Genomic DNA, 13,026 nt, shown 5'->3' with positions numbered 1-13,026 from the left:
TGCCGGCGCTCGCCGCCTGGGCAGGAGCCGCCGCCGCACTGACCGCGGAGGCGACGACGGTCGCCGCGCTGTGCGCGGTGGCCCTGCTCCTCTCCGCCGCGTCGGCCCGCGTCGCAGTGAAGTGCCGTCGACGGACCGAGCCACGACGCACCCCCACCGCCCGCCCGACGCTCCCCGCCCCTCCACCTCGCTCCACCCGCCGACCACCGTCCCCCGCATCCGCTCTCCGGACGCCACCCGACAGCACCGAACCGGCCCGCCGGAACGAGCCCGCACACCCGGGCGGGACAGCGCCTGCCGGCGGGACCGAGCACTCCGGCAGGCCCGAGCACCCCGCCACACCGGCCGGTCACGACGGACGGAGGCACCCGAACGCATCCGCGCACCCCGGCGGCCCGTCGCCGTCGTCGCACGGCCCGATGCGGCGGCGAGCACGCCCCGACCGCCCGACGAGCCCGGGTGACGCGGCGCACGCCGACCGACCCGAGCCCGTTCGCCGGGTGCGCACAACGCCCGCCGGTGACCCGGCGCGTACAGGGCGACCCGCGCACCCCGCCGGAAGCCCGCGTGCCGCCAGCCCACCGCCTCCCGACGGACCCGTCCGGCCGGACGGCCCGGCGCGTCGGCGCCGCCTTTCCCGGCCCGCCCGACCGCGCCGTGCCACGCGCCGCTGGGGCGCGGCACTCGCCACGGCCACCGCCGCCGCGCTGCTGTGCGGTGCCGCCGGTGCGGTGGTCGGCGCGCTGCGGGCCGCGGACGGCCGGCGAGGGCCGGTGCCGGGGCTGGCGGCGGCGTACGCGGAGGCGACGCTCGACGTCACGGTGACCAAGGACCCCCGGGCGGTCCGGCCGCGGGTGCGTGGAGCGGCGCGGGCCACCCCGGCCGTCACCGTGGAGGGGGAGGCGACCCGGGTCGTGGTCACCCGGGGGAGCACGACCGCGACCGGAGTCCGGACGCCCGTCCTGCTCCTCGTCCGTCCCGACTGGCTGGGCATCCTGCCGTCCACCCGGCTCCGGGTGACCGGCCGGCTGGCGCCGCCCACGTACGACGGCGACAGGATCGCGGCCGTGGTCCGCGTCCGGCACGGACCGCCCCAGGTGCTCGTACAGCCGACCGGCCTCCAGAAGGCGGCCGCACGGCTCCGCGCGGGCCTGCGCGAGGCCACCGACGGGCTGGCGCCGGACGCGCGGGCCCTGTTGCCGGGCCTCGTGGTGGGGGACACGTCCCGCATTCCGCCCGATCTGGACGAGGCGTTCCACACCACCGACCTCACCCACCTCCTCGCCGTCTCCGGAAGCAACCTGACCATCCTGCTCACCCTGCTGTTCGGCCCGGCGCATCTGGCGGCCCGGGCCGAACGCCGGGGCCTGGCCGGTCGGCTGGGCATCCCCTTGCGGGGGACGGCGGTCGCGGGCGGGCTGCTCGTGCTGGGGTTCGTCGTGGTGTGCCGGCCGGAGCCGAGTGTGCTCCGGGCCGCGGCCTGCGGTCTGGTCGCCCTGCTCGCCCTCGCCACCGGCCGCCGCCGCGCCCTGCTGCCCGCCCTCGCGGCGGCCATCCTGGCGCTGGTGCTCTACGACCCGTGGCTGGCGCGGAGTTATGGGTTCCTGCTGTCGGTCCTGGCCACCGGCGCGCTGCTGACGGTGGCCCCGCGCTGGAGCGCGGCGCTGCGCCGGCGCGGTGTGCCGGCCCGGTTCGCGGAGGCGCTCGCGGCGGCCGCCGCGGCGCAGGCCGCCTGCGCGCCGGTGATCGTGCTGATGTCGTCCCGGGTGAGCCTGGTCGGTATCCCCTGCAACCTGCTCGCGGAGCTCGCGGTCGCCCCGGCCACGGTCCTGGGCTTCGCGGCCCTGGCCACCGCCCCGTTCGCCGCTCCCGTGGCGCACGGCCTCGCCTGGCTCGCGGGCTGGCCCGCCTCCTGGACGGCCGCCGTGGCACGGACCGGCGCCGCCCTCCCGGGCGCGGAGCTCTCCTGGCCGGGCGGCCGACCCGGGGCGGCGCTGATGGCGGCGGCCGTCGCGGCCGTCGCGTACGCGGTCCACCGAGCCGCGCGGCGCCGTGACCAGCAGCCCGAAGGGCACTCCGGGCGGCGCTCCGAACGGCACACGTCACGGGGACGCCGGTGGCGGCGATGGTGCGGCGCGCTCTGCTCGCTTCTGCTTGCCCTGGCGATCCTCCGGCCGGCCCCGCTGACCCGGATCGTCACCGGCTGGCCGCCACCCGGCTGGCGGTTCGCAGCCTGCGACGTGGGGCAGGGCGACGCCCTGGCGCTCGCGGCGGGCGACGGCGCGGCCGTCGTCGTCGACACCGGACCCGAGCCCCGGGCCGTCGACCGCTGCCTGCGCGCGCTGGGCGTGCGGACCGTGCCGCTCCTGCTGCTGACGCACTACCACGCCGACCACGTGGACGGGCTGCCCGGCGTCCTGCGCGGCCGGGCGGTGGGGACGATCGAGGGCACCCCGTTCGAAGAACCGCCCGGGCAGGCCGCGTTCGTCCGCCGTGAGGCGCGCCGCGCGGGCGTCCCGGTCGTCGCCGCGGCGCCCGGCGAGCGGGGCCGGCTCGGCCCGCTGTCCTGGGAGACGCTGTGGCCACCGCCTCCGGGGGAGGCGGCCGAGGCGGAGGGCGGCCCCAACGACGCCAGCGTCGCCTTGCTCGTGCGCGCGCGGGAGCTGACCGTCCTGCTCCTCGGCGACCTCGAACCGCCCGCCCAGCACGCCCTCCTGGAGCGGCATCCGGAGCTGCCGCCGGTGGACGTCCTGAAGGTCGCCCACCACGGTTCGGCCCACCAGGACGCCGAGCTGCTGCACCGGGCGCGGCCCCGGCTGGCCGTCGTCTCCGCGGGGACGGGCAACCCCTACGGGCATCCGGCGCCGCGCACGCTCACCGCCCTGCGCGCGGAGGGCGCGGTGGTGCTGCGGACCGACCGCGACGGGCCGGTGGCGGTGACGGGTACGGCCGACGCCGTCCTGGGCGGCCCGGACCCGGGGGCCCGCCCTCCCGAGCGAGGGAGGCGACGGGGGAGCGCGGGGTTCAGTCCGTCTCGACCCACCCCTCGTACTCCTCGGCGAGCGCGTGCAGCGCGGCGGGGTCCAGCACGCCGTCCGGATCCTCCAGTACGACCAGCCACTGGGCGTCCTCCGCGTCGTCCTCACCGGCCAGGGCTTCGCGGACGATCTGCGGTGTCCCGTCCAGGGGTTGTTCCTCGGCGGTCCGCTCGGCCGCCTCCTCGGCGGCCTCCCGGTCCGGGAGCACCAACAGGAAGCGGGACGGGCGATCGTCGGCGGAAGAGGAGGACGAGGAGGACGAGGAGGACGGGGAAGGGGGAACGCTGCTCACCCGCTCATTGTGCGATATGCCCGCACCGCCGCGGAGGGGAGTGTCCGCACCACCGCGGAGGCGAGTGCCCGCCCCGCGCGGGACGGAGTGTCCGACCCGCGTGGGATGCTGGATCCGATGGCCAGGAACACCGCGGGCAAAGCCGCGAACGACGATCCGCTCGCCCCCGTCACGCTCGCCGTGGGGCAGGAAGAGCTTCTCCTCGACCGCGCCGTGCAGGAGGTGGTGGCCGCGGCCCGCGCCGCCGACGCGGACACCGACGTCCGCGACCTCGCACCGGACGCCCTCCAGCCCGGCACCCTCGCCGAGCTGACCAGCCCGTCGCTGTTCGCGGAGCGCAAGGTCGTGATCGTGCGCAACGCCCAGGACCTCTCGGCGGACACGATCAAGGACGTCAAGGGCTACCTGGGCGCCCCGGCCGAGGAGATCACCCTCGTCCTGCTGCACGCCGGCGGTGCGAAGGGCAAGGGGCTGCTCGACGCCGCCCGGAAGGCGGGGGCCCGGGAAGTCGCCTGCCCCAAGATGACCAAGCCGGCCGACCGGCTGGCATTCGTCCGGCAGGAGTTCCGGTCCACGCGCCGGTCCGTGACGCCGGAGGCGTGCCAGGCGCTCGTCGACGCGATCGGCAGCGACCTGCGCGAGCTGGCCAGCGCCTGCGCGCAGCTCGTCGCCGATGTCGAGGGCACGATCGACGAGGCGGTCGTCGCCCGCTACTACACCGGCCGGGCCGAGGCGTCCAGCTTCACCGTCGCCGACCGGGCCGTGGAGGGCCGGGCCGCCGAGGCCCTGGAGGCGCTGCGCTGGGCCATGTCCACCGGTGTCGCCCCGGTGCTGATCACCAGCGCCCTCGCCCAGGGTGTGCGCTCGATCGGCAAGCTCGCCTCGGCGCCGCGCGGCGCCCGCCCGGGTGACCTGGCCCGTGAGCTCGGCATGCCGCCATGGAAGATCGACCGGGTGCGCCAGCAGATGCGTGGCTGGTCGGCGGACGGCGTCGCGGCCGCGCTGCGGGCCGTCGCCGAGGCGGACGCCGGGGTCAAGGGCGGTGGCGACGATCCGGAGTACGCCCTGGAGAAGGCCGTGGTCGCGGTGGCCCGGGCGGCCCGCAGCCGCAACTGAGCGCGCGGCGCGCCCGCCGGGGGCGCCGCCCCCTCCCAAGCTCAGAGCCCCAGCCCCGGATACGCCGAAGGCCCCGGCCCGTCCTGGGGAAGGACGGGCCGGGGCCTCGGTTTCGTTCAGCGAGCCCTGAGGCTCATGCCGCGCCCGCGTGGCGAACGACCGAGCGCGGCGGGGTGCCGTTCCGGAGCGGTAGAGGGGCCGCTGGTTCCGGTACCGGCAGGGACCGGGGCTCACGCCCCGGACAAGCTTCAGCCCTTGAGGGAGGCAGCCTGCTTGGCCAGCGCCGACTTCTTGTTGGCGGCGGCGTTCTTGTGGATGACGCCCTTGCTGGCGGCCTTGTCCAGCTTCTTGCCGGCCAGGGCGACCGCGGCGGTGGCCTTCTCGGCGTCGCCGGCGGCCAGGGCCTCGCGGGCGGCGCGGACGAAGGTCTTGACCTCGGACTTGACGGCCTTGTTGCGCAGGCGCGCCTTCTCGTTGGTCTTGTTCCGCTTGATCTGGGACTTGATGTTCGCCACGAAAGAGCCTTTTCAGGTTCGTTGGATTTCGAGAGTGCGCTCCGCGCGTGAGAGGGTCGCGAAGCACAGTGGACCAGGCTACCAGCCCGCCCCGGGCCGTCCCAAACCGGACGGCGGGCGCCGCTCATGGGACGATGGAGGGGTCGTATACCCGACTCCCGCCGAGACTGGCGTGCAAACGCCGAAGTCACCGAATGGATCCTGCGTGCCCGCGACCCCTACCAACGTGCCCGAGCCGAGCCGTACCGACCCGGCTCTGATCCGTAACTTCTGCATCATCGCGCACATCGACCATGGCAAGTCGACGCTCGCCGACCGGATGCTTCAGCTGACCGGCGTGGTCGACCAGCGGCAGATGCGCGCGCAGTACCTCGACCGGATGGACATCGAGCGCGAGCGCGGCATCACGATCAAGTCGCAGGCGGTCCGGCTCCCGTGGGCCCCCTCGGAGGACGAGGGCACGACCCACATCCTCAACATGATCGACACCCCGGGCCACGTCGACTTCACCTACGAGGTCTCCCGCTCCCTCGCCGCGTGCGAGGGCTGCATCCTCCTCGTGGACGCCGCGCAGGGCATCGAGGCCCAGACCCTCGCCAACCTCTACCTGGCGATGGAGAACGACCTCACGATCATCCCGGTCCTCAACAAGATCGACCTGCCGGCCGCGCAGCCCGAGAAGTTCGCCGCCGAGCTGGCCAACCTGGTCGGCTGCGACCCGTCCGACGTCCTCAAGGTCTCCGCGAAGACCGGCGTCGGCGTGCCCGAGCTGCTGGACCGCGTCGTCCGCGACGTCCCGGCCCCGGTCGGCGTCAAGGACGCCCCGGCCCGCGCGATGATCTTCGACTCGGTCTACGACGCCTACCGCGGTGTCGTGACGTACGTGAAGGTCGTCGACGGCACGCTGCGCAAGCGCGAGCGGATCAAGATGATGTCGACCGGCGCTCAGCACGAGCTGCTGGAGATCGGCACCAACTCCCCGGAGATGCTGCCCGCGGACGGTCTGTCCGTCGGCGAGGTGGGCTACCTGATCACCGGCGTGAAGGACGTCCGGCAGTCCAAGGTCGGCGACACCATCACCCAGTTCCAGAACGGGGCCACCCAGGCGCTGGGCGGGTACAAGGACCCCAAGCCGATGGTCTTCTCCGGCCTCTACCCGCTGGACGGCTCGGACTACCCGGAGCTGCGCGAGGCGCTCGACAAGCTCCAGCTCAACGACGCCGCGCTGGTGTACGAGCCGGAGACGTCCGCCGCGCTGGGCTTCGGCTTCCGCGTCGGCTTCCTGGGCCTGCTCCACCTGGAGGTCATCCGCGAGCGCCTGGAGCGCGAGTTCGGTCTCGACCTGATCGCCACCGCGCCGAACGTGGTCTACAACGTCCGCATGGAGGACGGGAGCGAGCACGAGGTCACCAACCCGAGCGAGTTCCCGACCGGCAAGATCGCCGAGGTGCACGAGCCGGTCGTCCGGGCCACCATCCTGGCGCCGAGCGAGTTCATCGGCGCGATCATGGAGCTCTGCCAGACCCGCCGCGGCGTCCTGCTGGGCATGGACTACCTCTCCGAGGACCGCGTCGAGATCCGCTACACGCTGCCCCTCGCCGAGGTCGTCTTCGACTTCTTCGACCAGCTGAAGTCCAAGACCCGCGGTTACGCCTCGCTGGACTACGAGCCCACCGGCGAGCAGATCTCCGACCTGGTCAAGGTCGACATCCTGCTGCACGGCGACAAGGTCGACGCCTTCTCGGCGATCACTCACAAGGACAAGGCGTACGCCTACGGCGTCCGGCTCGTCGCCAAGCTCCGCGAGCTCATCCCGCGGCAGAACTTCGAGGTGCCGATCCAGGCCGCGATCGGCTCCCGCGTCATCGCCCGTGAGACCGTCCGCGCCATTCGCAAGGACGTTCTCGCGAAGTGCTACGGCGGTGACATCTCCCGTAAGCGGAAGCTCCTGGAGAAGCAGAAGGAGGGCAAGAAGCGAATGAAGATGGTCGGCAGCGTGGAAGTTCCGCAGGAGGCGTTCATCGCGGTGCTCTCCTCGGACGAGAGCGGCGAGAAGGGCAAGAAGTAGCCGGTCCCGCCCCCGCCGCGCCCCCGACGGCGCACGGACGCCCGCTCCCCGCGAGGGAGCGGGCGTATTCGTGTGCTCGTGGGGGCCGTACGGTGTTCCGGCCGCGCCGAGCGGCATCCCACGTGGTACGTGTACGCGCCAACAATCACTTTCGGTCACAGCTTCAACAAGGCTTTCCGGGCCTCTTACATGACGGCCCCGACGCCTCTAGTCTGATCACTGCTTGAAGGTTACTCGCGAGTCACCCAGCAACGAGGCGGGCCCCGGAGGATGCCGTGACCGACATCAGGACTTTGCTCGAGAACCGGCCGCCCTCCGTGGCGACGCTCTTCCTCGAACGTGTCGCCGCCACTCCCGACGCCGAGGCGTACCGGTATCCCGTGCCGCCGCCCTCCGGCCGCGGCCCGTCCGCCTGGGCCTCGCTCACCTGGAAGCAGGCCGCCGAGCGGGTGTTCGCGATCTCCGCCGGGCTGATCGGCCTCGGTGTCGCCCCCGAGGAGCGCGTCGCCCTCGCCTCCAACACCCGCGTCGAGTGGATCCTCGCCGACCTGGGCATCCTCTGCTCCGGCGCCGCCACCACCCCGCTCTACCCGAGCACCAACGCCGAGGAGTCGGCGTTCATGCTCGCCGACTCCGAGAGCAAGGTGCTCATCGCGGAGGACGCCGCGCAGCTCGCCAAGGCCCGTGAGCAGCGCGACGGCCTGCCCGGTCTGGCCCATGTCGTGGTGATCGACGAAGCGGACGCGGTGCCGGCCGAGGGGGATCCGGAGGGCTGGGTGCTCTCCCTCGCCGAGCTGGAACGACGTGGCGCGGCCCGCCTGAAGGAGGCGCCGGAGCTGGTCCGCGACCGGGTCGCCGCGATTCGCTCCGAGCAGCTCGCCACCCTCATCTACACCTCCGGCACCACCGGCCGCCCCAAGGGCGTCCGCCTGCGCCAGGACAGCTGGTCGTACATGGCTCGCGCCATCGAGGCCACCGGCCTGGTCCGGTCCGACGACGTCCAGTACCTCTGGCTCCCGCTCGCCCACGTCTTCGGCAAGGTGCTCACGGCCGGGCACATCGGCATCGGCCACGTCACCGCCGTCGACGGCCGGCCGGACAAGATCGTCGAGAATCTGCCGGTCGTCCGGCCGACCTATATGGCGGCCGTGCCCCGCGTCTTCGAGAAGGTCTACAACGGCGTCGTCGCCAAGGCCCGGGAAGGCGGCGGGGCCAAGTACAAGATCTTCCAGTGGGCCGCCGAGGTGTCCCGCGAGTACGCCAGAACCTCACAGGACAACTACCGCCGCACCGGCAGCCGTTCCGTCCCCTTCGCGCTCGCCGCCCGCCACAAGGCCGCCGACGTCCTCGTCTACGCCAAGATCCGGGAGGCGTTCGGCGGCCGGCTCCGCGCCTGCATCTCCGGCGCGTCCGCCCTCGCCCCCGACATCGGCCTCTTCTTCTCCGGCGCCGGCATCCACATCCTGGAGGGCTACGGCCTCACCGAGACCAGCGCCGCCAACTTCGTCAACCCCGGCGAGGCGTACCGCACCGGCACCGTCGGCAAGCCGCTCCCCGGCACCGAGGTGCGCATAGCGGACGACGGAGAGGTCCTGCTGCGCGGGCCCGGGATCATGGAGGGCTACCACGGCCTGCCCGAGCGGACGGCGGAAGTCCTCGAACCGGACGGTTGGTTCCACACCGGCGACATCGGCGAGCTGTCGCCCGACGGCTTCCTGCGCATCACCGACCGCAAGAAGGACCTGATCAAGACGTCGGGCGGCAAGTACGTCGCCCCCGCCGAGGTCGAGGGCCGCTTCAAGGGCATCTGCCCGTTCGTCTCCAACATCCTGGTCCACGGCGCCGACCGGAACTACTGCACCGCCCTCATCGCCCTCGACGAGCCCGCCCTCCTGAAGTGGGCCGCCGACCACGGCCTCGGCGGCCGGACGTACGCCGAGGTGGTCGCCGCGCCGCAGACCGAGGAGATGGTCGGGGAGTACGTCCGACGGCTCAACGAGGGCCTCCAGCGCTGGCAGACGATCAAGAAGTTCCGGCTGCTGCCGCGCGACCTGGACGTGGAGCACGGGGAGCTCACACCGAGCCTCAAGCTCAAGCGGCCCGTCGTCGAGCGGGCGTACAAGGACCTGATCGAGGAGATGTACGAGGGGACGCGGGAGCGCTGACCGGCGGGCGGCCGCCGGGGCTCTGCGCGCCGCACCCGGCGCGCACCCGGCACCGCGCGCCCCCGCGCTCCGGGCACCCGCGCCCAGCGGCCCGGGGGCGGCGGCTTACGGGCGGCCTGGGGCCCGTCCGGTGCCGGGCGAGCCGACGGCCGGACGAGACGGTCCGGCCTCCGCGCCGGACGGGCCGGCACTCACCGTCGTCCGCACGGTCCGGTCCGGCATCCCCCTGCCGCCCAACGGGCCGGCCGGCACCCGTGCCATCCGGCCCGGCCGGTCCGGCGTCCCGTCGTCATGCCGGACAATGGACCCATGCCTTCCGTACTGCCCGACGGCGAGCCCGTGCCCGACGACGGGGCGCTGCCCCCGCACGCCCTCGCCGACGCGGGCCGGCGGCCCCTCGGCTTCTACCTGCACGTCCCCTACTGCGCCACCCGCTGCGGCTACTGCGACTTCAACACCTACACCGCGAGCGAGCTGCGCGGCTCCGGCGGCGCCCTCGCCTCCCGCGACAACTACGCCGACACCGTCGCCGAGGAGATCCGGCTGGCGCGCAAGGTGCTCGGCGACGATCCGCGACCGGTCGAGACGGTCTTCGTCGGCGGTGGCACGCCCACCCTGCTGCCCGCCGCCGACCTGGGCCGGATGCTCGCCGCCATCCGCGACGAGTTCGGGCTCGCCCCCGGGGCCGAGGTCACCACCGAGGCCAACCCGGAGTCCGTCGGCCCCCGCTACCTGGAGGAACTGCGGGCCGCCGGCTTCAACCGGGTCTCCTTCGGCATGCAGAGCGCCCGGCAGCACGTCCTGAGGATCCTCGACCGCACGCACACCCCCGGCCGCCCCGAAGCGTGCGTCGCCGAGGCCCGCGCCGCCGGCTTCGAGCACGTCAACCTCGACCTGATCTACGGCACCCCCGGCGAGAGCGACGACGACTGGCGCGCCTCGCTGGACGCCGCCGTCGCCGCCGGCCCCGACCACGTCTCGGCCTACGCCCTGATCGTCGAGGAGGGCACCCAGCTGGCCCGCCGCATCCGCCGGGGCGAGGTCCCCATGACCGACGACGACGTCCACGCCGACCGCTACCTCATCGCCGAGGAGCGGCTCACGGCGGCGGGCTTCTCCTGGTACGAGGTCTCCAACTGGGCCACCACGGACGCCGGCCGCTGCCGCCACAACGAGCTGTACTGGCGGGGCGCCGACTGGTGGGGCGCGGGACCCGGCGCCCACTCGCACGTCGGCGGGGTGCGGTGGTGGAACGTCAAGCACCCCGGCGCCTACGCGCAGGCCCTGGCGGAGGGACGTTCGCCCGGGGCGGGGAGGGAGGTCCTCGGCGACGAGGACCGGCGCGTCGAGCGGATCCTGCTGGAGCTGCGCCTGGTGGACGGCTGCCCGCTGTCCCTGCTGAAGCCGGCGGGCGCGCGGGCCGCGGAGAAGGCCCTGGCCGACGGACTGCTCCAGCCCGAGCCGTACGAGGCCGGGCGCGCCGTGCTGACGTTGCGGGGGCGGCTGCTCGCCGACGCGGTGGTGCGGGACCTGGTGGACTGATTACCTGATCGGGTGAACCGAGGCGTATCGCCCCTGTCTGCGCCTAGCCTCTCCCTAGGCTGTCGCCGAAACCAGGAGCGGCGATGCGGAGGACCACGGAGATGATGGCTGTGGACGAACGACTGATCGCTCTCATTGACGAGCACCCCGAGGTCTTCGAGGGGTACAAGATCGAGTTGTTGCGGGGGGACATCGTGATGATGGCGGGGCCCGACTGGGTTCACAACGACATCGTCGAGCTCGTTCGGGACCAGGTTCCCGGCGACCGATGGCAGCGGAAGACGACCCAGGACATCGCCATCCCCGGCGAGAACAGCGAACCGCAGCCCGACCTTCTCGTGGTCGAGCGCGGAGCCTTCGAAGGCCCCGGCCGGCTGGTCCCCGCCGCGGCCGCCACGCTGCTCGTGGAGGTCGTCTCCAAGACCAGCACCCACCGTGACTACCACGAGAAGCGCTCGATCTACGCGGCCGGCCGCGTTCCCGGTTACCTGATCATCGACCCGTTCGCCGCCAAGTGCGTCCTGCTGACCGAGCCCTTCGGCGTCGGCGAGGAGGCCGACTACCGGACGGAACGCACCAGCAAGTTCGGCGAGCCCGTGCCGCTCGACCTGATCGGCATCACCCTGGACACGTCCGACTTCCGCACTCTCCCCGGCACCCCCCGCTAACTTCCCACCGTCACAAAGTCGATCAGCTCCTCCACCCGCCCCAGCAGTTCCGGCTCCAGGTCCTTGTACGACCGCACCCCGGCCAGGATCCGCTGCCATGCGGCCCCCGTGTTCTCCGGCCAGCCCAGCGCCCGGCAGACGCCCGTCTTCCAGTCCTGTCCCCGCGGCACGGACGGCCAGCCCGCGATTCCCACGGACGACGGCTTCACCGCCTGCCACACGTCCACGTACGGATGCCCGACGACGAGCACGTGCTCGCCGGTGACCTCCGCCGCGATCCGCGACTCCTTCGAACCCGGCACCAAGTGGTCCACCAGGACGCCCAGCCGCGCGTCCGGTCCGGGACCGAAGTCGCGGACGATGGACGGGAGATCGTCGACGCCCTCCAGGTACTCGACGACGACGCCCTCGACGCGCAGGTCGTCGCCCCAGACGCGCTCCACGAGCTCCGCGTCGTGCCGCCCCTCGACGTAGATCCGCCCGGCCCGCGCCACCCGTGCCCGGGCACCGGGGACGGCGATCGAGCCGGAGGCGGTACGGGCCGGGCCGGACGGTGTGTGCGGCGCCGCGGAGGGCCGGACGAGCGTGACGACGCGGCCCTCCAGCAGGAAGCCGCGCGGCTCCAGCGGGAAGACGCGGTGCTTGCCGAAGCGGTCCTCCAGCGTCACGGTCGGCCCCTGCGCGGTCTTCTCGCAGCGGACGACCGCCCCGCAGAAGCCGGTCGTGACCTCCTCCACCACCAGGTCCGGTTCGGCCGGCACCTCCGGGACGGGGACGCTCCGCTTCCAGGGAGGCGTCAGGTCGGGGTCGTACTGTCTGCTGCGCACGCGCAGACGATAGGAAAAACCCGCCCTTCCGGCCTACGACACGCCGAAGCGCCGCGCCAGCGCGTTGCGTTGCTCACGGACAAACCGGGCGTCGACCGCCGCGCCGTGCCCCGGCACGTACACCGCGTCGTCGCCCCCGAGGGCGAGCAGCCGGTCCAGGGCCGCCGGCCAGGCGGCCGGGGCGGCGTCGGGGCCGGCCTGCGGTTCGCCGGACTCCTCGACCAGATCGCCGCAGAAGACGACGGCCGGCGCCCCGCCGTCCCCCGGCACCAGGACGGCCAGGTCGTGACCGCTGTGGGCGGCCCCGAGCGCGATGAGCCGGACCCGCCGCCCGCCGCCCAGGTCGAGCTCCGCTTCGTCGGCGACCTCGTGGCCCGGGGCCACCAGCCCGGCCGCGGCCCCGGCGGCGTCCCGCGCGTCCATCCCGTACCGGACAGCGTCCTCCCGCAGTTCCGCCGGGACGAGCCCGGCCGCGAGGCCCGCCGCCCCCCACACCGCCGCGCCCGCGAACGCGGCGGTGCCGAAGACGTGGTCGAAGTGACCATGCGTGAGTGCGATGTGCGTCACGGGCAGCCCGAACAGCTCGCGCACCTCGCGTTCGATCTCGGCGCCCTCACCGAGCGTCGCCCCCGTGTCCACCACCAGGACGCCCGCCTCCCCGGCGACGGCCCCGGTCGTCGCGTCCCAGCCGGGCAGCCTGCGCCGGGCCACCCCCGGCGCGAGCCGTTCCCAGCGCGCCCCCGTGTGCTGCTCCTGGCGTTCCCCACCGTGGTTCGTCATGGCGGCAACCTAACC

9 protein-coding genes and 1 pseudogene are annotated in these 13,026 nt (G+C 73.8%); 6 read left to right on the top strand and 4 right to left on the bottom strand.

From position 1 onward, the window contains the following. Positions 1-419: 419 nt before the first annotated feature. Positions 420-2,945 (top strand): annotated as a pseudogene (locus tag J7W19_RS10400) (ComEC/Rec2 family competence protein); the annotation flags it as partial. 79 nt (positions 2,946-3,024) lie between these two features. On the opposite strand, the gene J7W19_RS10395 reads toward J7W19_RS10400, so the two are convergent. Then, complete coding sequence (locus J7W19_RS10395) at positions 3,025-3,252, bottom strand: hypothetical protein (RefSeq protein WP_040889691.1); 228 nt, start codon at positions 3,250-3,252, stop codon at positions 3,025-3,027. A 195-nt stretch (positions 3,253-3,447) separates the two neighbouring features. Between J7W19_RS10395 and holA the strand changes: the two genes are divergently transcribed. Further along, positions 3,448-4,446, top strand: a complete 999-nt coding sequence (gene holA, locus J7W19_RS10390) for a DNA polymerase III subunit delta (RefSeq protein ID WP_233478086.1) — start codon at positions 3,448-3,450, stop codon at positions 4,444-4,446. A gap of 248 nt (positions 4,447-4,694) precedes the next feature. On the opposite strand, the gene rpsT is transcribed toward holA, so the two are convergent. Then, the gene (gene rpsT / locus J7W19_RS10385; protein WP_004944400.1) at positions 4,695-4,961 is read right to left on the bottom strand and encodes a 30S ribosomal protein S20; all 267 of its coding nucleotides are present in this window, start codon (positions 4,959-4,961) and stop codon (positions 4,695-4,697) included. A gap of 205 nt (positions 4,962-5,166) precedes the next feature. Between rpsT and lepA the strand changes: the two genes are divergently transcribed. The 4 genes from lepA (at position 5,167) to J7W19_RS10365 (ending at position 11,404) form a co-directional block, all read left to right on the top strand. Further along, positions 5,167-7,029, top strand: coding sequence for a translation elongation factor 4 (gene lepA / locus J7W19_RS10380; RefSeq protein WP_004944396.1), 1,863 nt, complete (start codon positions 5,167-5,169; stop codon positions 7,027-7,029). Between the two features lie 275 nt (positions 7,030-7,304). Then, the gene (locus tag J7W19_RS10375) at positions 7,305-9,194 is read left to right on the top strand and encodes an AMP-dependent synthetase/ligase (protein ID WP_004944393.1); all 1,890 of its coding nucleotides are present in this window, start codon (positions 7,305-7,307) and stop codon (positions 9,192-9,194) included. 309 nt (positions 9,195-9,503) lie between these two features. Continuing rightward, on the top strand, positions 9,504-10,736 hold the full coding sequence (hemW, locus tag J7W19_RS10370; protein ID WP_004944390.1) for a radical SAM family heme chaperone HemW: 1,233 nt from the start codon (positions 9,504-9,506) through the stop codon (positions 10,734-10,736). A gap of 83 nt (positions 10,737-10,819) precedes the next feature. Further along, on the top strand, positions 10,820-11,404 hold the full coding sequence (locus tag J7W19_RS10365) for a Uma2 family endonuclease (protein WP_106429613.1): 585 nt from the start codon (positions 10,820-10,822) through the stop codon (positions 11,402-11,404). Here J7W19_RS10365 and J7W19_RS10360 read toward each other — a convergent pair. Beyond that, positions 11,401-12,231, bottom strand: coding sequence for a DUF3097 domain-containing protein (locus tag J7W19_RS10360; protein ID WP_004944385.1), 831 nt, complete (start codon positions 12,229-12,231; stop codon positions 11,401-11,403). The genes J7W19_RS10365 and J7W19_RS10360 overlap by 4 nt on opposite strands. A gap of 33 nt (positions 12,232-12,264) precedes the next feature. Continuing rightward, positions 12,265-13,011, bottom strand: a complete 747-nt coding sequence (locus J7W19_RS10355) for an MBL fold metallo-hydrolase (protein WP_004944382.1) — start codon at positions 13,009-13,011, stop codon at positions 12,265-12,267. Between the last annotated feature and the right edge of the window lie 15 nt (positions 13,012-13,026).

The sequence above is a fragment of the Streptomyces mobaraensis NBRC 13819 = DSM 40847 genome, assembly GCF_017916255.1.
In the GTDB taxonomy this organism is placed as follows: Bacteria; Actinomycetota; Actinomycetes; order Streptomycetales; family Streptomycetaceae; genus Streptomyces; species Streptomyces mobaraensis.
Note: the sequence above shows the minus strand (reverse complement) of the source record. Positions and strands in the feature narration are given on the sequence as shown.